Here is a 19,844-nt window from a genome sequence, read left to right as displayed (position 1 = left end):
ACGCACGTCAGGGTTGTTTTTGAATGCCTTCCGAGGTCATGATGACCCGTTGCAGGGTGCCGTCGGAATTGTAGTGCAGGCGATCGATGCTGACGGAGCGCCGAAAGCTGCCGCCGTGGGGAGAAATGCCGCCGGTGTGGTAGATGAAGTAGGGTACGCCCCGGTACTCGATGATCGACTGGTGGTTGGTGTTGGAGTTGCCGGCCAGCTCGTTGAGGATGCCGCCGTACTGCCAGGGGCCCTGAATGGAACGGGACATGGCGTAGGCCGTCTTTTCCGGAAACTGCTGGGCGTAGGAGAGGTAGTACCAGTCGCCCCGCTTGTGGATCCAGGGTGCTTCGGTGAAGTGGGGCAGTCCTTCCACGACCTTGATCTCGCCGGCGAGTTCGATCATATTGTCTTTGAGGGGGGCGTAGTAGCAGACGGTGTTGCCCCAGAAGAGGTAGGCCTGCCCGTCGTCGTCGGTGAAGACGGTGGGGTCGATGTCGTCCCAGCTGATGTCGGTGGCCGTAGTCATGTCGTTGGTGACGAGGGCCTCGCCGAGGGCATCGCGGAAGGGTCCGGTAGGCTGATCGGCGACGGCAACTCCGATGGCCTTGCCGGGTACCGTGGCGTGCTCGACCGTGACGTAGAAGTAAAATTTGCCGTCGCGTTCAATCGTCTGCGCCGCCCAGGCGTCGGCCTTCGCCCAGCTGAAGTCGCTCACCCGCAAGGGGACGGGGTGTTCCTCCCAGTGGACCATGTCGGTGGAGGAAAAGACCAACCACTCGTTCATCTTGTAGAAGTGGAAGTCGAGCGGGGCCTCGTCGTGGCCGGTGTAGAGAAACACCGTGTCGTGGTACACCAGGGCGGCCGGGTCGGCGGTGTACTTGTCCTGAATGATGGGGTTGTTAAAGGTGGGGGTAGCAACATCCTGACCCTGAACCACTGGGGACAGCAACGACAAACCGAGGGAGAGAAGAAGTACTTGCTTCATCACTCGCCGGCTTTGAGTACGACCAGGGTGAAGGGGGCAAGTTCGAGGGAAATCTTACCGTTCTGCAAGGTGGCTCCGGTGAAGGGGGCGGTCTTTACGTGATCGGGGCGCTCGAAGGTATTGTGATCCTGGAGGGCGGCGGAGGTCAGAATCTCCCCCGTCAGACTGCCCAGATTGAGGGCGGCAACGTCGAGCTCGACGGTGTGGGCTTTGCTGGCGTCGATGTTTACCAGGGAGATGTGCACGTTCCCCGAAGAATCACGGGAGGCCGAGGCGGAGATGGCCGGCAGGGATTCGCCGTCGTGGGTGTAGGTGGGGGATTCGAATTCCAGTGGGATGAGGGTCGCATCGTGGTGGACGGCGTACATCTTCATCACGTGGTAGGTGGGCGTGAGCAACATTTTCTCCCCTTCGGTCAGGATCACGGCCTGGAGGACGTTCACGGCCTGGGCCAGATTGGCCATTTTGACGCGGTCGGCGTGATTGTTGAAGATGTTGAGGGTAGTGCCGGCGATCATGGCGTCGCGCATGGTGTTCTGCTGGTACAGAAAGCCTTCGTTGGTGCCGGGTTCCACGTCGTACCAGCCGCCCCACTCGTCGACGAAGAGGTCGACCTTCTTTTCGGGGTCGAATTCGTCCATGATGGCCACGTGCTTTGCAACGAACTCTTCCATTTTGAGCGCTTCGGCCATGGTGGCGAAGTACTGGTCTTCGGTGAATTCCTTAGCTGAGCCCTTGTTGCCCCAGTCGATCACTGAATAATGGTGGAGCGCGATGGCATCGATCAGATTTTTGGGGATGTTCTCCATGAGCACTTTGGTCCAGTTGTAGTCCCCGCCGCTGGCGCCCGAGGCGATTTTGTAGATGCCGTCGGTGTTGTTCCAGTCGCTGGCGTAGGTGGCGAAGCGCCGGTAGAGGTCGGCGTAGTATTCCGGGCGCATGTTGCCGCCGCAGCCCCAGGCCTCGTTGCCGATGCCCCAGTACTTGACCTTCCAGGGTTCTTCCCGGCCGTACTCCGCACGCAGACTGGGCATCGGGCTGGTGCCGGCGGGGTGATTAGTGTATTTGATCCAGTCGGCAAACTCCTGAGGCGTGCCGCTACCCACGTTGGCGGAGAGGTAGGGCTCGGTGTCGAGGAGCTCGCACATGTTCAGGAATTCGTTGGTACCGAAACTGTTGTCTTCCTTCACGTTGCCCCACCAGACGTTGAGGATGGACGGCCGGTCTTCCTTCGGGCCGATGCCGTCCTTCCAGTGGTAGGTGTCGGCGAAGCAGCCGCCCGGCCAGCGCAGGTTGGGAATTTTGAGGTCGCGTAAGGCCTCTACTACGTCAAGTCGTACGCCCTCCCGGTTAGGGATATTGCTGGTGTCTCCAACGTAGAAACCGCCGTAGATGCAGCGTCCGAGGTGTTCGGCGAAGTGGCCGTAGATGTGGCGGCTGATGGTCGGCGCGTCGTCCTGGGGAGCGGCACGCATGGTGACCGTCTGAGCGAAGGAAGTCCCGCCGAGCAGCAAGAGAAGGAGAGTAGGGTAAAAGATTTTGTGCATTGCAGGGATCGATTTACGGTTTAGATTTTTTGCCCCAGAGGGTAGTGTGGCTGTCGTTGAGGCCGGTGAAGAGGATCGTCTCGACGACCTCATTTTCCCAGTCGCGGCCGCGTTCGACCCGGAGTCGGGCGCGGTGGTTCTCGTATTCGAGGGTGAGCCACGGCGCGGCGTAGCTCCAGGTGCCGGTTAGGGTGCCCGACAGGTTGCCGCCGTCTTCGAGAATAATGGCTTGCGCGGTGCTGAAATCCGCCGCCGTTTGTTCCTCGGCGTATCCGGGCACGACGCGGTAATCGAAAACGATCGCTTCCCACGGGCCGGTGAGTTCACTGGCCGTCACCGGGCTTTCCGCCTCTGCGGCAAAGCGTTGGGGACTGACCAGCGGCCATCCGTCCTCCGTCCAGAAGAGCTGGCGTACGTGCATGACCATAAAGAACGAATTTACTCCGGGGCGGCCCTGGTGACCGATGTAGAAGGTATCGCCTTTTTTGAATACCCCGGGATGGGATACGCCCTGCCACCCGCCGTGGCCGTCGAAGCGGTAGGGGGCCAGGATCATCGGCAGGTCGTCGGCTTCCTCGTTCATGTTTCTCCCGGTGATGTCGAAGAAGGGGCCTTCGGCGTGGTCCGATCTTCCGACCCTTACGTTGTACTTGGTCTGTAGCCAGTCGTAGGAAAGAAAGAGGTAGTACTGATCAAACTCGGGGTTATAGATGATCTCGGGCCCTTCGATGTTTCCGTTTACCCGGTTGCCGGTGAAGCCACGCTGGGCCACGCGGACGCCCTTGTCGTTTGCCCGCTTAGCGAGCCCGGTTGCGGGGTCGAGCTCGAGGCGGTAGATTCCGTCCCAGGCCGAGCCGTAGTACATATAGTGAGCGCCGGATTTATCCACGATCACGGTGGGATCGATAGCGTTGGTCTGCACCGTAGCATCGTCGAGGGAGGTGACCGCCAGTCCCTGCTCTACGAAGGGGCCCCGGGGAGAATTTGCGGTGGCCAGGCCGATCACGCTGAGCCGCGGGGTGGAGGAGGAAAGGGAGTAGTAAAGCCGGTACTCCTCGCCTACCTTCAAGATGTAGGGTGCCCACAGGGAGTTGAAGGGTTCGCCGCCGTTGCGCCGGATGAAGTTGGCCCCCTGAGTCGGCAGGCCGGGGAAGGCCCAGCCGACGAATTCCCATTCGACCAGATTTATGCTCCGGCGAATCTGGATGCCCGGGCGGATCTCGTGGCCGAAGGCTACGTCGGTGTTGTAGCAGTACGTGAATTCCCCGTCGACCAAGTAACTGGGGTCGTGTACGTTGTAGTGGGCCCACTGCCCGGTCTGATCGGCGGAGGCGAGGTGACCGTAAGTATCCGGCAGGGCGGAAAAATCGATCGGGCCGTTGCCCAGCGTAGTCGTGTCTACGGGGGTAGGCACGGGTGGGGTAGTGAGTACCACGGACTCTTCCTTGGCACAGCCGGAGAGGAGTCCTACTACGACTGAGCAGGAAAAGAGAAATCGGCGAGTGGTCGGCGTGTGCCTCATGTTCATCGGCTCAGTTGGTGGGGGGATAAATCGATTGTCCGGACGGCTCGTCCGGCAGCGTCGTAGAAGGTGACGGACCGCGCACCCACGGGAATGCGGATCGTCCCGGAAGTTTGGCTCAGGTAGCCGCCGCCGTGAGAATGCTCCACTTTTCTGGCCCGCCCGTCCGCGAACTGCAGGGTGGCGGAAATTTCTCCCGGCCGAAAGGCTTCCAGTACTACTGCCGGGGAGGTGCCGATGGTGTAGCACTCCGGTGCCGCCTGGTTGTTGGTGAGGACGATCATGTCCCCCCGCTTGCCCCGGGACAGGCGCACGGCCGCTCGGTTATTGCCAGTGGTATGCAGCCCCGTGACCGAGGATGGGACGACGCGAAAGTTCAGCCCGCCGGTATTTTCGAGCACGGTTCCTGTGGGAGCGTCCAGGCTGCCGCAGATGACCTCGCGTTCGCGGTCGTTGCCGACGAGCAGGAGATCCAAGTCGCCGTCCTCGTCGAGGTCCTCGGCGATCACGCCCAGCACGGGCCCGGCCTGGGCCCCTAACGGAAGCGGATGTATGGCGAATTTTTCTCCACCGAGATTTTCCAGCAGGACGGAAGATTGCACCGCGCAGGTGAGGGTTTGCATCCCGGTAGTGTCGAGCAGGGCGAGGATGTCGCCGGTCGTTGCCCTAGCGTATTCGTGGTAGTAGAGAATGTCCTTTTTGATGCGCGGGAGCTGCTCCGCCAGCAGATCGAAGGGTGCGGTGGGATAATACTTTCCTTCCTCAAAATGCGAGAAAATCGGGTCGGTGGTACCGTTTCGGTCGAAGTCGGCGTAGTGGAGCTGCAGGGGGTAATCGGGAGATGCGTCGAAGGGGGTATTGCGTCCGATGTTCCCAACGACGTAATCGGTGTCCCCGTCGTGGTCGAAATCGCCGGCGGTGAGACTGTTCCACATGCCGGAAGATTGGGACAGCCCAAACTGGTCGGTCACCTCCGTCAGCCGTGCACCATCATTGCGAAACACCCGGATGCGCATAAATTCTCCCACCACGACCAGGTCCGGTAGGTGGTCGTTGTTGTAGTCGGTCCAGAGGGCGGAAGTGACCATGCCCGGAAACTGTAGGGCCGGACACACCCGGGCGGTCACGTCCTCAAAACCAGCGCCGGTGTTGCGGAGCAAGTAGCTACGGGGTGCCGTGGGGTACTGACCGGGAACCACCCGTCCGCCGACGAACAGATCCGTCCGGCCGTCCCGGTCGAAGTCTCCCCCCGTGACGGTAGCGGTGCTGGTCAGTAGAGTAGGGAGTTGCCCTTCCGCTAGCGTGAAATTACCCTTGCCGTCGTTGCGGTAGATCCGGTCCTGGTAGTTGGGGTGATCGGCGTAGCGCTCTGTACCGCCGCTGGTGACGTAGAGGTCCAGGTCGCCGTCGGCGTCCACATCCAGGAAGAGGGCACCGAGGTCTTCGTAGTCTTCGGTGGGAAGCGATCTTTCCTCAAAGGAGCCCTCCGGAGTTTGCAGCAGTAATCCGGCAGGGCTACCGTACGCTCCCCCAAGGAAGAGGTCATCGAGTCCGTCGCCGTTGACGTCGCCGACGGTCACGCCCGGACCCTGAGTGGTCAGGCCGTGTTGTAGCAGGGGCTGGTTGCTGAAGTCGCTCGGGGCGATCACTTCCCGGTGTGCGAAAGCCAGCGGCGGCAGGGATTGAAGCAGCGTCGGAGGCCGGTCTGCTCTGACCCGGGGCGGGGATGCGGTGGCGTAGTCTACGGTGACCAGACGGTCGGCCGGAATGCTATAGAGCACGTTTTCCCGCTCGTCCGGCCAGACAACGCGGAGGCTGTCGATGATTGAATCCCTGCCTAAGCCCAGATGTAGCCGGGTGGACCCCGTGCTCTGGTAGCCGCTGGCCGGCTGCTGGTAGCGGTGCTGCTGGGTGGCTCCGGCGTATACGATGACCCGTGCTCCGAGACCGGCGGCATTCGCCGGTGGACCGTTTAATTCCACCTGTACGTAGTGTCCGTTTTCGCTAGCCTGCTCCCGCAGGGTGTTGCGGTACACGAATGCCGCCGCGTTGAGGTTGTTGGTTACGATTTCAAGATCCCCGTCCAGATCCAGGTCGACGTACACCGCCCCATTGGAGATGGAGGGTTGGTTGAGTCCCCATGCAGCGGTGGCATTGTCGAAGGTGGCGTGTCCCGTATTGCGGTAGGCGTAGTTGGGCAGGACGATCGCCGGTAATTGTTCCAGGCTGCGCAGCAGCAGCTTCTGGACATCTTCCGGGCTGGAGAACGGGTCGACGGCATCCTGGCGAAACTTGACGAAATCCAGGTCGGTGATGTTCTTGCCGTAGCCGTTGGTGATGTAGAGATCCTGGAGGCCGTCGTTGTCGAAGTCTGCGAGCAGTGGGGCCCAACTCCAGTCCGTGCGATCGATACCGGCCAGTTGACCGACTTCCCGGAAGCGGCCCGTGGGTTCCCCCAGCTGCAGCATGTTGCGCATGTACTGGTGGCCGTACCCGTAATCGACGGCCCGCCGGAACCGGGCGTGCTGGTTGGGACCGAACATGGTCATGCGGCGGAAGTGATCCTCCGGCAGCATGTCCAGGGTGATGAGGTCGAAGTTGCCGTCGTTATCGACATCCCCGACGCAGTTGCCCATGGAGAAAAAACTGGTGTGGGCGAAGTAGCGGTCGGCCGCTTCACTAAAGGTCCTGTCCTGATTATTGAGGTAAAGCAGGTCACGGGAGAGGTAATCGTTCGAGACGTACACGTCCGGCCACCGATCGTGATTGGCATCGATGATGCCGACTCCCAGGCCGAAGCCCTCGAAGGATATCCCCGCCCGGCGCGATACGTCCGTAAATACCGGATGGCCGAGCGAATCACTGTAGATGTTCTCGTAGAGCACGTCGGTATTGCGGGCCGACCCATCGGTCAGAATTGGTTTGATGGTGACCGCCGACCGCTCAAACCCGCCGCCGTTGAGGAGGTACATATCCAGGTCGCCGTCGCGGTCGTAGTCGAAGAATACTGCATGATTGGATTCACCGGGGTTGGCCAGGCCGTATTCCGCGGCGGCTTCCCGGAAGGTGGCATCTCCCCGATTGACGTACAGTAGGTTGGGGTAAATGCTTCGCCGGGCCGGTCCGCCTACGCTGACGTAAATATCGTCGAATCCGTCGTTGTTGATGTCTACTACGGTTACGCCGGTGCACCAGGTTCCGGCAGTACTGATCCCGGATTCTATGGTGACGTCCGTGAACCGTAAGTCCCCCTCGTTAAGGTACAAGTTGCTGCCGGTGACGTTGCCCGTGAAGAACAAGTCGGGCCGGCCGTCGCGATTGAAGTCGCCCACGCCCACGCCGCCTCCGTTGTACAGGTATTCAAAGCTCAGGAGATTCATGCTGTCGTCGGCGATCACGGTGTTTTGAAAGTTGATGCCGGTGTGGGTGGCATCCAATAATTGGAAGAGGGGCGGAGAGGAATCCCGTGAGCCGCAGGATCCCCAGCACATCATGGCCACGCCGAGTCCGAATAGCAGGACGAGGGGTGGAAATAGATCGGGCCGGGGGAGGTGACTCACGGGAGGGAAGCTCAGTTGGCGGCGTTGCCCACCAGATTGGGGTTGCGGTCGATCTCGGTTTGCGGAATGGGCAGGTACTCGTCCTCGCCGGGCGTGAAGGTGTTGAACTCGAAATCGTGGGATTTAAGCTCCTCAAGTTTTGTGCCCTGGAGGTAGTCCCACCGCTTCAGGTCGTACCACCGTTTGCCTTCGATGGCCAGTTCCATGATTCGCTCGTGTTCGAGCTGGTCCATAAACTGCTCGGGGCTGTAGGCGGCGAACTCAGCTTCCCGGTCCGGAAGGTTGGCGCGGTTCCTGACCTGCTGTACGTAAGCGGCCGCCGCGGCGATGTCCCCGGTTTTGGCCAGGCTTTCGGCGTACATCAGCAGTACGTCGGCGTAACGAATGATGTGGTAATCGAAGCCCGCCGAGAAGGCGTCCGATCCGGTCGCGGCGTTGGTGTACTTCTTGATGAAGTAGTCGTTCTCCCCGTAGCCGCGTTCGAACCAGTCCTGGCCGTAGGCGGTCGTGTAGCCTTCATCGGGCTCGTACGACAGCAGGGTGGCGTGGTAGCGGGGGTCGAGCTTGCCGTCGACGGTCCGCTCCTTGCGCATCTCGGTGTAGAGGAAGTTGGTGGGGTAAAAATCGAAGAAGTCGCCCACGGAGTAGGTGGGGGTCAGAGCCAGAAACTGCCGCCAGTTGACGTTGGGGTCACCGCCCCAGTTGAATTCGGAGCTCGTGCTGGTCGTGAAATCAGCCCAGAAAATCTTGCCCGGATTGGCATTTTCCACGCCAGGATCCTGGGAAAACAGATCCGCGTAGTTTGCGGCCAGGGCATATTCGCCGGAATTGATCACGGCGGCAAACAGGGGCAGGGCTTCCGCGTAATTCCCTTCGTAAAGGTATACCTGACCGAGCAGCGCCTGGGCGGCCCCCTTCGCGGCGCGACCTTCCTGGCCCTGATCGGTGCCGCTTACGTTGTCGTAGTTGACCGGCAGGCGGGAGATGGCGCTTTCCAGGTCGGATTTAACCTGGGCGTAGACCATTTCGTGGGTAACGGTTTCGTTGCTGGGGTAGAATGACTCGACCCCGTCGGGCGTTTGGAGGACCAGGGGTACGTTGTCGAGGGCATTGGTCAGATTAAAGTACGCCAGTGCGCGGAGGAAGTAGGCCTGTCCCATCAGGCGCTCCCGCAATTCGGTGTCGACGTCGTCAATGTTTGGAATGTTTTCCAGCGCCTGGTTGGCCCGGGAAACCATGATGTAGTGGCCCGCCCAATAAATTTCCAGCGCGCCGTCCGTACCCGGAACGACGAACGAACTGAGGCCGGTCAGGAACGGCCACGGGCTCCGGCTCGAGATTTCGTCGCCCCGGCCGTCGGCGTAGATGGGCGTCATCCGTTGGTACATGCCATCGATGATGAGGGCGTTGTAGATGGCATCCACCGCCGCAACCGCCTGGGTTTCGTTCTGGTAATACTGGCCGGTGGATAAGCGGTTGGGGTCGACGACATCCAACTGGTCGGTGCAGGCGGTGATGCCGAGGAGCAGGGCCGCCAGGGTGCCGAGGGTGATATTCTTGATTTGCATGACTTAGAATTTGAGTTGAACACCGAGCATGGTGGTTTTGGGCCGGGGGAAGGTGCCAAAGTCGAAGCCCGGGTTCAGGATGCCCGCCTGGAAGTCCGGATTGTAGCCCTTGTAGGCGGCGAAGGTGTGCACGTTCTGCAGGGTGACGTAGATGCGCGCGCTCTGCATATTGGCCCTGCGGAGGAGATCGCCCGCGAAGGTGTAGCCCAGGGAGACGGTGTTGATGCGGAAGTAGTCCCCGCTCTGCAGCCAGCCGGGCCGGTCGGAGTTGCGCTGGTTGTTGTTGGGATCGTTGATGACCACCCGGGGAATGTCGGTATCGGTGTTGGTGAGCGTCCAGCGATCCAGGATGTCCTCGTGCCAGTTGGTATAACCCGAGGTGGGCATCAGGCCGCGGTACAGGTTGCTGTTGATGAGGTTGCCGCCGCTGCCCTGACCGAAGACGGTGAAATCGAAGCTCCGGTATTCCGCCACGAAGTTCAGGCCGTAATAGTAGGTAGGCATACCGGAGCCGAGGTACTGCCGGTCCTCGTCGTTGACGACGCCGTCGCCGGTCAGGTCGGCAAAGCGGATGTCGCCGGGGGCCGTGTTGGCATTCTGGAACGGCGCCTCGGCGATCTCCTGGGCACTCTGAAAAATGCCTTCGTACACCCAGCCATAGTGCTGCCCGATGGGCTCACCGACCTCCGTTCTGGAACCGGCGCCCGAGATCAGATCGAGGGTGCCGATCTCCAGCACCTTGTTCTTGACGGTATAGAAGTTGGGAGCAATACTCAGTCGAACGTTCCCGATGGTGGGGCGCCAGATACCCGAAAGCTCGATGCCGGAGTTCTCGATGGAGCCGGCGTTGGTGGTCAGACCGGCCAGGGAGCCGTTGGAGAGGGGGATGGGCAGGTCGATGAGGACGTCCTTCGAGGTGTTGGAGTAGTACTCGGCCGTAAATTCTACCTGTCCGTCCAGTAATTCCAGGTCCAGTCCGACGCTGCGGGTAACCCGCGTTTCCCAGGTGATGGCCGGGTCGACGAGGATGGTGGTGGCGGCTCCGAAGACCCGTCCCGTGGAATACTCGTAGGGAATGGCCCGGTTGATGGTGGCCTGGTAGCGGAAGTTGCCGATCTCCTGGTTGCCGAGCTCTCCGTATCCGCCGCGCAGTTTCAGACTGGTGATGGTTTCCGGCAGAGCGAAGGTCTTGTGGAGTTTCCAACCGAGACCAATGGAGGGAAAGATGGCGAAGCGGTCCGCTTCCCGGAAGCGGGAGGAGCCGTCTCTGCGGACGTTGAGAGTAAGCAGGTAGGTATCGTCGTATGCGTAGGCCACGCGACCGAGGAAGGAGGCCAGGGTGGCCGGCTGCTGGTTGTCGGTAACGCTGAAGGTAGCGGCGTTGGAGAGGCTGCGGATGTAGGGCTTCTCCAGTCCCGAACCGATGGCGGTGAACTGGCGGAAATTGAACTCCTGGAAACTCTGGCCGGCCAGGACGGTGAGGTCGTGCTTGCCGATGACGTTCTTGTAGGTCAGCGTATTCTCCACGAGGAAGGAGTTGCTTGAGCGGTCGCCGACCTGGAGTTCGGCCAGGGGCCGGGGGAAGAAGTAGCCGAGATCGTACTGGGGCGCGAAGAGCTCGTCGGAAATGTCGGTGTTGTCGTACTGCAGGCTGGTCTTGAAGGTGAGTGATCTGGCCAGGTCCAGTTCTCCATAGACGTTAGCCAGAAGGCGATTGACCTTACTGGAGTTGGTAACCAGGGTATTGAAGCCCGGCACGTTGAGCGTGATCGACTGGTGGATCACCGCGTCGGCCCCACCGAAACTGCCCTCGCGGTTGGGGTCCTCGACGGGAATGGTCGGGATCGCCTGGAGCAGGTCGTTGACGAGGGTAGGGCGGCCACCGGGAATGAAGAGGGAGAACGCACCGTTGTAGAAGAGCGGATTTTCATCCGAGCGCATGGCGTAGATGTTTTCGCCGATCCGGACCTTGCCGAGGTTGATCTCAGAATTGACGCGGGCGGAGTACCGCTTGTAATCCGGTCCGGAGCCCACCAGCGTACCGCGGTTGTCGAGGTAGTCGAGGGAGACGAAGTAGTTGAGCAGCTCGGTACCGCCGCTGAGGCCGAGATTGTAGTTCTGGATCGAGCCATCCTTGTAGCCCGCGTCCTGCCAGTCGGTATCGATGTTACTGATGAAACTAGGGGAGGCGGGGTCGTTGCCGGGTACGGCTGCCTGACCGCCGTTCGTCAGGAGTTCGTTGCTGATGGTTTGGTAACCCACCCGGTCGAGGACGGGCAGCCGCTGGGGCACGGTCTGCCGGCCGGCGTAGGCGGAAAAGTCGACGTTGAAGCCTTTGTTCTTACTGCCGGATTTGGTGGTAATGATGACCACTCCGTTGGCGGCGCGGTTGCCGTAGATGGCCCCCGAGGTGGCATCCTTCAGGATCTGGATCGACTCGATGTCGTTGGGGTTGATGTCGCGGATGCCGCCCGCCAGCGGAAAGCCGTCGACGACGTACAGTGGTTCGGCGCCCGCGCCGAGGCCGAAGGTGCTCACGCCCCGGATTCTTACGTTCGGCGCCGCCCCCGGCTGACCGTCGCTCGTGATCGATACGCCCGCCACCCGGCCCTGGAGCATCTGGGTGACGTCGTTGGAGGCTTGCTTGGTCAGCTCTTCGGCATTTACCACGCTAACTGCTCCCGTGAGATCCTCCTTGCGTTGCGTGCCGTAACCCACCACAACCACTTCGTCGAGCAGCGCTACGTCGGTTTCCATGGTCACATCGATTTGGCTGCGATTGTTGATGGCTACTTCTACCCGGCGGTATCCGGTGTAGGAGAAGACAAGCGTCTCGTCGGGAGGTACGGAGAGCCGGTAGCTGCCATCGAGGTCCGTAACCGTACCGCCGGTTTGGCCCGGTACCGTAATACTCACGCCGATCAGTGGCTCTCCTTCCGTGGAAGTCACCGTTCCGGTTACTGCCTGCGCCCGGGCTGCCGAGGTGAACTGCAGCAGGCAGATGGTTAGGGTGGGCACCAGCCACCTCGGGTGAAGGACCCCCGGAGCTTCGGCCGTCCCAAATAGTTTGCATATCGACATAGGAGACAGGTTATAATTATAAGTGTGTAAAGTACACTTACAAATGTATGCCCTGAATCCTAGGAATGCAAATATTAATTCTGTTAAAGTTTATAAATCTTATAAATAGTCTGATTAAGGTGAATATTCAGAAGAAGATTTTTTGTGTTTGTATCACACTTATTTATCTTCCGTGATCCCCGCGAAAATCTCTAGGTTTGTGGATATAAAAACATCCAGCAACAAGATTCTAGGTGGCCATGTACGAAGACTCGGATAAGGAAAGGCTACTACTGGCAGTCGATTGCATCGTTTTCGGCTTCGACGGCGAGAAGTTGAAAATCCTGCTCATCAAGCGGGGATTTGAACCGGAGCGGGGCAAGTGGTCGCTGGTCGGCGGATTCCTGAAACAGAACGAGGTGCTCCAGGCGGCGGCAATCCGGATTCTCCACCGCTACACCGGCCTCGACAATATTTACATGGAGCAGGTCGGCACCTTCAGCGACATCGATCGGGATCCGCAGGAGCGAACCGTATCGACCGCGTACTACGCGCTGATCAACATCGAAAACCACAGCAGGAACCTCGATCACCAGTTCTCCGCCCAGTGGTTCAGCGTAGAGGAAGCCCCGCGGCTGATCTTCGACCACGATCGAATGGTCCGTCACGCCCTCAAAAGACTGAAGGTCAAGGCAGAAACGGAACCCATCGGATTCGAACTACTCCCGGAAAAGTTCACGATGCTGCAGCTGCAAAAGCTGTACGAAGCGATCTACAACGTGTCGCTCGACAAGCGCAACTTCATCAACAAAGTGCGCTCGCTGGATATCCTGGAGAAGCTCGATGAGAAGGACAAAACCTCCTCCCGCAAGGGCTCTTTCCTGTACCGCTTCGATGCCGACAAATACCACCGCGCGGAACGAAGCCGGCTGATGCTAAACCTCTAAATCATACCGCAGGCGGCCTACCGCTTCGTGGCTTCCAGCCGCGGTCACTGTATCGGTTCGTGGCCTCTGGCCGCGGTATCGGTTCGTGGCCTCTGGCCGCGGTATCGGTTCGTAGCTTCTAGCCGCGGTCACCGTACCGGTTCGTGGCCTCTGGCCGCGGTCACTTTCGGCACCGTCAGCCTCGGAACCCATACCATTGTTTATTTTACCCTTCCATCCGGAAAAGCGGACCACCCATGGAAAAACCGATCGTAATCATCACCGGCGCGGGCCAGGGCATCGGCCGGGCCACCGCCGGCTACCTGGCCGAGCGAAATTACCGCGTTGCCCTCCTAGAACGGGACGCGGAAGCCGGCCGGGAAGCCCTGGCAGAAGTCGAACAACTGGGCGAGGCCATGTTCGTGGAAACCGACGTAGCGCGCGAAGAGGAGGTACGGCGGGCCGTATCCAAAGTAGCCGAACGGTGGGGTGGCGTAAATTATCTGGTCAACAACGCGGGATTTGCAATCAACAAACCCCTGGAAGAGCTCTCGCTGGAGGAATGGAATGCGGTGATCGGGACCAACCTGACGGGTGCGTTTCTTTGCTCTAAATATTGTGCTTCGCACCTGCGTCCCCGCCACGGTGCTATCGTGAATCTGTCTTCCGTCCGCCGCATGATGGCCGAACCACACATTGAGGCCTACGCGGCCGCGAAGGGCGGTGTCCACTCCCTTACCCAGGCAATGGCCATAAGCCTCGGTCCGGAAGTGCGGGTCAACAGCGTCAGCCCCGGCTGGATCGACGTGACCCCCTGGCAGAAGGAAAGCGCGCGCCAACCCGCCGAACTCCGCCCCGCCGACCACGCCCAACATCCCGTCGGCCGAGTCGGCGTACCCCAGGATATTGCCGCCATGATCCACTACCTGCTCTCGGACCGGAGCGGCTTCATCACCGGCCAGGATTTTGTGATCGACGGGGGCATGCTGCGCAAAATGATCTACGTATAAATTCTCCACCCCGATGACTCCGAAAGCCGTTATTTTCTTACTCCTGCTCCTGCCTTTCCTGATGCACGCGCAATCTCCATCCTACTCCGATGTTGTACTGACCGATATCTTCGACGAGCCCGTTACGGCGAGCTGTCACGCGTCGACGATCGTGGAGCTCGGACCGGACCACCTCCTCGCCGCCTGGTTCGGAGGCACCCAGGAAGGGGCTAAGGACGTGGCCATCTACGCCAGCGATCGGGAGGGAGAAGAGTGGTCCCGACCCCGGCAACTGGTGGCGCCGCTCGTCACCGACGGGGATACCCTGCCGTGCTGGAATCCGGTGCTCTTCCGCAGCGCGCGCGGACGGCTGTACTTGTTCTATAAGGTAGGCAAGAACCCCCGGGAATGGTTTGGCGCCCTGCTGACTTCTGACGACGACGGCCGGCACTGGAGCGACCCCCGGTACCTGCCGGACGGCATTCTCGGTCCCATCCGTAACAAACCCATCGAAACCGAAGCGGGCATCCTCCTCTGCGGCAGCAGTACGGAAGATCCCGCAACCGACGCTTGGCGCGTCCACCTCGAACGCTATTACGAAGCCGACGACCGCTGGGAAACGGTAGCCGTACCCAATCCGCGGGAGTTCGAGATCATCCAACCCACCTTCCTGGAGCACGGCGGCGATACGCTACAGATCCTCTGCCGGAGCAAGCACGACCGCCTGGTAGGTAGCTGGTCCTACGACCGCGGAGACAGCTGGACGGAAGCGGACACCCTCGCCATCCCCAATTCAAACTCAGGCGTCGATGCCGTTACCCTGAACACCGGCGATTTCCTCCTGGTCAATAACCCCCTCCCCCGCGGCAAAAATTGGTGGAACGGACGTAATGTGCTGGATGTAGAATACTCCGCCGACGGCCGGCAGTGGGAACCGCTCTTCGACCTGGAACGTCACCCGGAAGGGGAGTACAGCTATCCGGCCATTATTCAGGCGACCGACGGAACTATCCACGTGGTATATACCTTCGATCGCCGGATAATCCGTCACGCGAGCTTCCAGATTTCCCCGGCTAAACGGTAGCACACTGCACCTGCGTCCCCACCATGGGAACCTCCACGTAGTGGGTCATGGCGGCTCGCTAGTCGGTTACTTTAAGCTCCTGGCGCAGCTCCCGCAGTTCGGTTTGCAACCGTTCCTTTTCCGCCACCAGTTCAGGGTCATTGATCCGGTTCTCCATCTCCTGGGGATCTTCCTGCAGGTCGTAGAGCTCGTAGCCCTCGAAACCCGGCTCGGTGAAGTGAATGAGCTTGTAGCGATCGCCGCGGACCCCCTCGTGGCGGGCCACCCGGTGGAAGCTGTTCATTTCCTGGTAATAGCGGTAATAGATGTGGTCGCGCCAGTCGTCGGGGGTAACACCGTTGAACAGCGGCGTCAGGCTGTTACCCTGCAGATCGGCGGGTGCTGCGACTCCGGCGAGCTCCAGTAGGGTGGGGGCCAGGTCGATGTTCATTACCAGCGCGTCCGAAGTGGTGCCGCCCGCGATGCGTGCGGGGTACTTTACCATGAGGGGGGTGCGGTGACTTTCCTCGTACATGAATCGCTTGTCGTACCAGCCGTGCTCGCCCAGATAAAAGCCCTGGTCGCTGGTGTAGATGACGATGGTGTTCTCGGCCAGTCCGCTCTCCTCGAGGTAGTCCAGCACCCGGCCCACGTTGTCGTCGACGCTCTTTACGCTGGCCAGGTAGTCTTGCATGTAGCGCTGGTAGCGCCAGCCGAGCTCTTCGTCCGTGCCCTTGACGGACTGCCACTCCTCGCCGACCCGCTTGAGGAAGGGTTCGTAGGCGGCCCGCTGGGCAGGGGTGAGGCGGTCGATCTCCCGGTAAAAGTACTCGGCCATGTATTTCGTGCCGTCCGGCCAAAAGGTCGCTCCTCCGGTACCGGGGTCGTTGGGCTCATACTCCTTGAGCACCTTGAGGTCCTGGCTGACGAACATGTCGGCGATGCGCATATCGGCGTTGGCTGCGGCGGGCCGGCCGGCGTAGTCGTCGCGTAGATTGGAGGGTTCGGGGTAGCGCTTATCGAGTAAGCCGGGCAGGTCACCGGTATCGGGCATCCAGTTGCGGTGGGGAGCCTTGTGCCAGTACAGCATCATGAAGGGCTGGTCGCTCTCCGCGTTGCGCTGGAGTTCTTCGAGGGCGTAGTCGGTGATCAGGCTGGTGGTGTAGCCTTCCGTAGGTGCCAGGGTGTCGCCGTTGTGGATGAACGTGGGGTTGTAGTAGTCTCCCTGCCCGATCAGCGCCCGGTACTCGTCGAGGCCGTGGGGCACGTAGGTAAGGTGGTGCTTGCCGAACAGTGAGGTGCGGTAGCCGGCGTCGTGGAGGGCCTCCGGGAAGGTCCACTGGTCGGGGTCGAAGGGACTCAGGTTGTCGATCTTCCCGTTGAGGTGACTGTACTTGCTGGTCAGGATGGCAGCGCGGCTGGGCGCGCAAATCGAGTTGGTCACGAAGCTGTTGCGGAAGAGCATCCCGCCGTCGGCAATTCGGTCCAGGTTCGGGGTCTGCGTCAGCTCGTCGGTGTAGGCCGAGATGGCCCGCTGCGCGTGATCGTCCGACATAATGAAGATAATGTTCGGCCGGGCGGATGGCGTACTACCCGTCACCTCGTCTTCGGGGGCGGGGCCGCAGGAGCAGAGCAAAAGGAGGAGCAGCAAAGGGGGCAGGGTACGGAACGCGAGCATAGTGGTACGTTGAAATAGTAATGCGGGTCAAGTTAGCTAATGGGCGAAAACCCGGAATAATCAAAAGGCAGAGTTAGCGCTCGTCCAGGTCAATCAGTTGATCTTTACCCTTAACAAGCTCGCGTTGGTGCTCGGCGACGGCGGACTGAATTTCCGTAATGACCTCCGGGTGAGCTTCTGCAATGTTGTGGCGCTCGGACGGGTCCATGCTAAGGTTATAGAGCAGGGGCGGGTCGTGCTCCGCACGCTCTTCCCCGCCGTAAGCGCCCTGGGTGATGAAGTGGGCCTTATAGTCCCCCACCCGGATGGCGTAAAGCTCATCGCCGCGGTAGTAAAATACCGTATTGCGCGGACTGCTGCCATCGCCGAAGAGGACGGGGGCCAGGTCCAGTCCGTCCATCGGTCGGTCCTCCGGTTCCGGAACGCCGGCCAGGGCGGTGAACGTGGTGAACAGGTCCATGGTGGTACCCAGATCGGTCACTACGCCCGGCCGGATCATTCCGGGCCCCCAGAAGATGCAGGGTTCCCGCATGCCGCCCTCCCAGGTGGTTCCCTTGCCTTCGCGCAGGAGTCCGGCGCTGCCGCCCTGGATGCCGAAGGGCAGCCACGGTCCGTTGTCCGAGGTAAAGACGATCAGGGTATTTTTGGCGAGCCCTTCCTCCTCCAGTAGTTGCCGGATGCGGCCGATCCCGGCGTCGATTTCTTCGACCACGTCGCCGTAAATTCCGCGCTGGCTGGTTCCTTCAAATTCTTCCGAAGCAAACAGGGGGATGTGGGGTAAATTATGTGCCAGGTAGACAAAAAACGGTTCGTCGCCCCGTCCGCGGATAAAGTCCATGGCCTCTTCCGTGTACCGCCGGGTGATGGTGTGCTGGTCGGCGGGGCGCTCCACGATCTCGGTATTGCGCATCAGCGGCACATTGTAGCTCTCCGTTTCCGCGCCGGCCGGGGAGGTGAAGAAGTTCCAGTACCCCCCGGCCGCTTCCAGGTCGGCGACAATGTCCATATCGTTGGAATACGGAATGCCGAAGTAGTAGTCGAAGCCGTTGTTGGTGGGCAGGTAGGGCTCCTTATGCCCCAGGTGCCACTTCCCAACGCAGGCGGTGGCGTAGCCGGCGGATTTGAGTTGATCGGCGATCGTTATTTCGGATTCGGGCAGTCCGTTTTTGGAGTAGGGGTAGAGCACCCGACGCTCCCGGCTTACCATTCCGCTCCGCACCGGTAAGCGACCGGTCATCAGAGCGGCCCGACTTGGTGTGCAGACGCTGGCCCCCACGTAGAAGTTGGTCCACTTCTGTCCCTCCGCGGCCATGCGGTCGAGGTGGGGGGTACGGATGGTCGGATGTCCGTACGCGCCCAGGTCTCCGTAGCCCAGATCGTCGGCGAAGACGACGATGATATTTGGTGGCCGTTCCGGATTTTCTCCGGCTTGACCCCGTAGAGCTAGGGACAGCAGCAGGGCAATCACGGCGAGACCGAACCGAGGAAGGGAAGCGAGCAGGATCTTCATTAGTAGCCGGGGTTTTGCTCGAGCAGGCCGTTTGCATCGATTTCTACCTGGGGGAGGGGGAACAGTACCCGGAAGTCTTCCGCATTGTGGCCCCGGGCACGCGCCTGCGGGATGAAGCGATCGTGGCGCCGTTGGTCCTCCCGCTGCTTCGATTCGAACCAGAACTCCCACTCCCGCTCGCGCAGAATGGCATCGCGCAAGGAGGATTGGTCGTAATCGGCCAGCTGCAGGGGATCCGCACCGGCCCGCTGGCGAACCATATTTACCAGATCGATCGCTTCCTGGCTGGGACCGTTCAGCTCGTTCAGGGCTTCGGCCCGGCTGATCAGGATGTCGGCGTAGCGCACCATCGGCAAATCGTTTCCGGCGTTGAATCCTACTGAATTCGGATCGAATTCGTACTTGTAGGGGAACGATTGGTCGTTGCCGAGTCCCACTACGACTTCTCCCGACGCCGTACTGGTGTACTCGGTCACGATCAGCTCGCGGCGGGTGTCCGTATCGCCGAACGAGTTCACGAAGTCGTCGTAGAGGTAGGTCCGGGCGGCAAAAACGCCGTTGTTGGGGTACGGGCGCGGGTAATCGGGGGGGAAGAGCAGCGCGTTGATGCCCTGGCTGGTGCTGGGGGAAACGGCCGATTTTGGCAGTGCCCAGACCATCTCTTCGTTGCCTTCGTTGGCCACGGCGAATACATCGGCGTAGTCTTCTACCAGACCGTAGTCGCCGCTATCCATAACGCGTTTGGCCATATCGGCGGCCTCCTGCCACTGCCGGGTGTTGAGGTAAAATTTCGTCAGTACGCCCATGGCCGCTCCCCGGGTAGCCTTGCCGTAGGCGAGGGGCTCGGCCGGCAGCCCTTCGATGGCCTGCAGTAGTTCGTTTTCGATGAAGGCACGCATTTCCGATTCGGTAGCCCGGGGTTGTAGCGGGTCGTCGGTGGAGGAGGTATAGAGGGGCACCGGCCCGAAGAGGTTATAGAGCTCTCCGTAGTTCCATCCCCGGAGGAAGTGCACCTGGGCCGCGGTGCGCTGGCGGAAGTCGGCGCTGAAGGCGTCGTTGTCCAGGTTGTCGAGCACGAGGTTGGCGTCGCGAATGCCGTTGTAGTACACCGTCCACATGGCCAGGATGTGGTCGTGGTTGGCGTCCCAGGTAAAGGTGATCAGGCTGGTCCAGAGGGATTCGATCGATCCGCCCCGTCCGTAGATTTCTCCGGAAGTCATGCCCTGCAGGTAGTAAGGAGCCCAGGATTCCTGGAAGCCGGAGCGGTGGCTGTAAGCGTAGGCCGAGTTGAGCACGGCTTCGATTCCGCTTTCGGAGGTGAAGAGGGTAGACGGGGCCAGTTCGCTGAAGATTTCCTCGTTGAGGGGTTCTTCACAGGAAGCAAATCCGAAGAGGCAAACGGCAAGGATATAGTGGGAGATGGCTTTCATGATATATTTATTGAT

The 19,844-nt window shown here is 60.5% G+C and carries 12 protein-coding genes; 3 read left to right on the top strand and 9 right to left on the bottom strand.

All coding sequences use genetic code 11. From position 1 onward, the window contains the following. Positions 1-7 precede the first annotated feature (7 nt). From GGR28_RS16750 to GGR28_RS16725, 6 genes are read right to left on the bottom strand one after another with little or no spacing between them, the layout of a single operon-like run. Positions 8-976, bottom strand: a complete 969-nt coding sequence (locus GGR28_RS16750; RefSeq protein WP_183496975.1) for a glycoside hydrolase family 43 protein — start codon at positions 974-976, stop codon at positions 8-10. Beyond that, positions 976-2,523 (bottom strand): alpha-N-arabinofuranosidase, encoded by a 1,548-nt coding sequence (locus GGR28_RS16745; RefSeq protein WP_183496974.1) that lies wholly within the window; start codon positions 2,521-2,523, stop codon positions 976-978. Before GGR28_RS16745 ends, GGR28_RS16750 begins: the two co-directional genes overlap by 1 nt. A gap of 13 nt (positions 2,524-2,536) precedes the next feature. After that, complete coding sequence (locus GGR28_RS16740; RefSeq protein WP_183496973.1) at positions 2,537-4,051, bottom strand: arabinan endo-1,5-alpha-L-arabinosidase; 1,515 nt, start codon at positions 4,049-4,051, stop codon at positions 2,537-2,539. After that, entirely contained in the window at positions 4,048-7,605 is a 3,558-nt protein-coding gene (locus tag GGR28_RS16735; RefSeq protein WP_183496972.1) for a VCBS repeat-containing protein, read from the bottom strand. The genes GGR28_RS16740 and GGR28_RS16735 overlap by 4 nt, the downstream gene beginning before the upstream one ends. A gap of 11 nt (positions 7,606-7,616) precedes the next feature. Next, on the bottom strand, positions 7,617-9,173 hold the full coding sequence (locus tag GGR28_RS16730) for a RagB/SusD family nutrient uptake outer membrane protein (RefSeq protein WP_183496971.1): 1,557 nt from the start codon (positions 9,171-9,173) through the stop codon (positions 7,617-7,619). 3 nt (positions 9,174-9,176) lie between these two features. Next, entirely contained in the window at positions 9,177-12,254 is a 3,078-nt protein-coding gene (locus GGR28_RS16725) for a SusC/RagA family TonB-linked outer membrane protein (protein WP_183496970.1), read from the bottom strand. 239 nt (positions 12,255-12,493) lie between these two features. On the opposite strand from GGR28_RS16725, the gene GGR28_RS16720 reads away from it, so the two are divergent. The 3 genes from GGR28_RS16720 (at position 12,494) to GGR28_RS16710 (ending at position 15,232) form a co-directional block, all read left to right on the top strand. Then, positions 12,494-13,180 carry an NUDIX hydrolase gene (locus tag GGR28_RS16720; protein ID WP_183496969.1) on the top strand — a complete coding sequence of 229 codons (687 nt, stop codon included), beginning with the start codon at positions 12,494-12,496 and terminating at the stop codon, positions 13,178-13,180. A 236-nt stretch (positions 13,181-13,416) separates the two neighbouring features. Further along, a complete protein-coding gene (locus tag GGR28_RS16715) occupies positions 13,417-14,169 on the top strand; it encodes an SDR family NAD(P)-dependent oxidoreductase (protein ID WP_183496968.1) in 753 nt (250 codons plus the stop codon). 13 nt (positions 14,170-14,182) lie between these two features. Further along, entirely contained in the window at positions 14,183-15,232 is a 1,050-nt protein-coding gene (locus GGR28_RS16710) for a sialidase family protein (RefSeq protein ID WP_183496967.1), read from the top strand. Positions 15,233-15,290: 58 nt separating this feature from the next. On the opposite strand, the gene GGR28_RS16705 is transcribed toward GGR28_RS16710, so the two are convergent. The 3 genes from GGR28_RS16705 to GGR28_RS16695 all read right to left on the bottom strand — a co-directional run bounded on the left by GGR28_RS16705 (position 15,291) and on the right by GGR28_RS16695 (position 19,829). Then, on the bottom strand, positions 15,291-16,889 hold the full coding sequence (locus tag GGR28_RS16705; protein WP_183496966.1) for a sulfatase family protein: 1,599 nt from the start codon (positions 16,887-16,889) through the stop codon (positions 15,291-15,293). Positions 16,890-16,962: 73 nt separating this feature from the next. Next, a complete protein-coding gene (locus GGR28_RS16700; RefSeq protein WP_183496965.1) occupies positions 16,963-18,399 on the bottom strand; it encodes a sulfatase family protein in 1,437 nt (478 codons plus the stop codon). Continuing rightward, positions 18,399-19,829 (bottom strand): RagB/SusD family nutrient uptake outer membrane protein, encoded by a 1,431-nt coding sequence (locus tag GGR28_RS16695; RefSeq protein WP_183496964.1) that lies wholly within the window; start codon positions 19,827-19,829, stop codon positions 18,399-18,401. The genes GGR28_RS16700 and GGR28_RS16695 overlap by 1 nt, the downstream gene beginning before the upstream one ends. Positions 19,830-19,844: the final 15 nt, after the last annotated feature.

Source organism: Neolewinella aquimaris (assembly GCF_014197245.1).
GTDB classification, from domain to species: Bacteria; Bacteroidota; Bacteroidia; order Chitinophagales; family Saprospiraceae; genus Neolewinella; species Neolewinella aquimaris.
Note: the sequence above shows the minus strand (reverse complement) of the source record. Positions and strands in the feature narration are given on the sequence as shown.

Bases quoted from the DNA above. Each gene is read 5' to 3' on its own strand.
- GGR28_RS16750 (WP_183496975.1), bottom strand. From the start codon at position 976: ATGAAGCAAGTACTTCTTCTCTCCCTCGGTTTGTCGTTGCTGTCCCCA.
- GGR28_RS16745 (WP_183496974.1), bottom strand. From the start codon at position 2,523: ATGCACAAAATCTTTTACCCTACTCTCCTTCTCTTGCTGCTCGGCGGG.
- GGR28_RS16740 (WP_183496973.1), bottom strand. From the start codon at position 4,051: ATGAACATGAGGCACACGCCGACCACTCGCCGATTTCTCTTTTCCTGC.
- GGR28_RS16730 (WP_183496971.1), bottom strand. From the start codon at position 9,173: ATGCAAATCAAGAATATCACCCTCGGCACCCTGGCGGCCCTGCTCCTC.
- GGR28_RS16725 (WP_183496970.1), bottom strand. From the start codon at position 12,254: ATGTCGATATGCAAACTATTTGGGACGGCCGAAGCTCCGGGGGTCCTT.
- GGR28_RS16720 (WP_183496969.1), top strand. From the start codon at position 12,494: ATGTACGAAGACTCGGATAAGGAAAGGCTACTACTGGCAGTCGATTGC.
- GGR28_RS16715 (WP_183496968.1), top strand. From the start codon at position 13,417: ATGGAAAAACCGATCGTAATCATCACCGGCGCGGGCCAGGGCATCGGC.
- GGR28_RS16710 (WP_183496967.1), top strand. From the start codon at position 14,183: ATGACTCCGAAAGCCGTTATTTTCTTACTCCTGCTCCTGCCTTTCCTG.
- GGR28_RS16705 (WP_183496966.1), bottom strand. From the start codon at position 16,889: ATGCTCGCGTTCCGTACCCTGCCCCCTTTGCTGCTCCTCCTTTTGCTC.
- GGR28_RS16700 (WP_183496965.1), bottom strand. From the start codon at position 18,399: ATGAAGATCCTGCTCGCTTCCCTTCCTCGGTTCGGTCTCGCCGTGATT.
- GGR28_RS16695 (WP_183496964.1), bottom strand. From the start codon at position 19,829: ATGAAAGCCATCTCCCACTATATCCTTGCCGTTTGCCTCTTCGGATTT.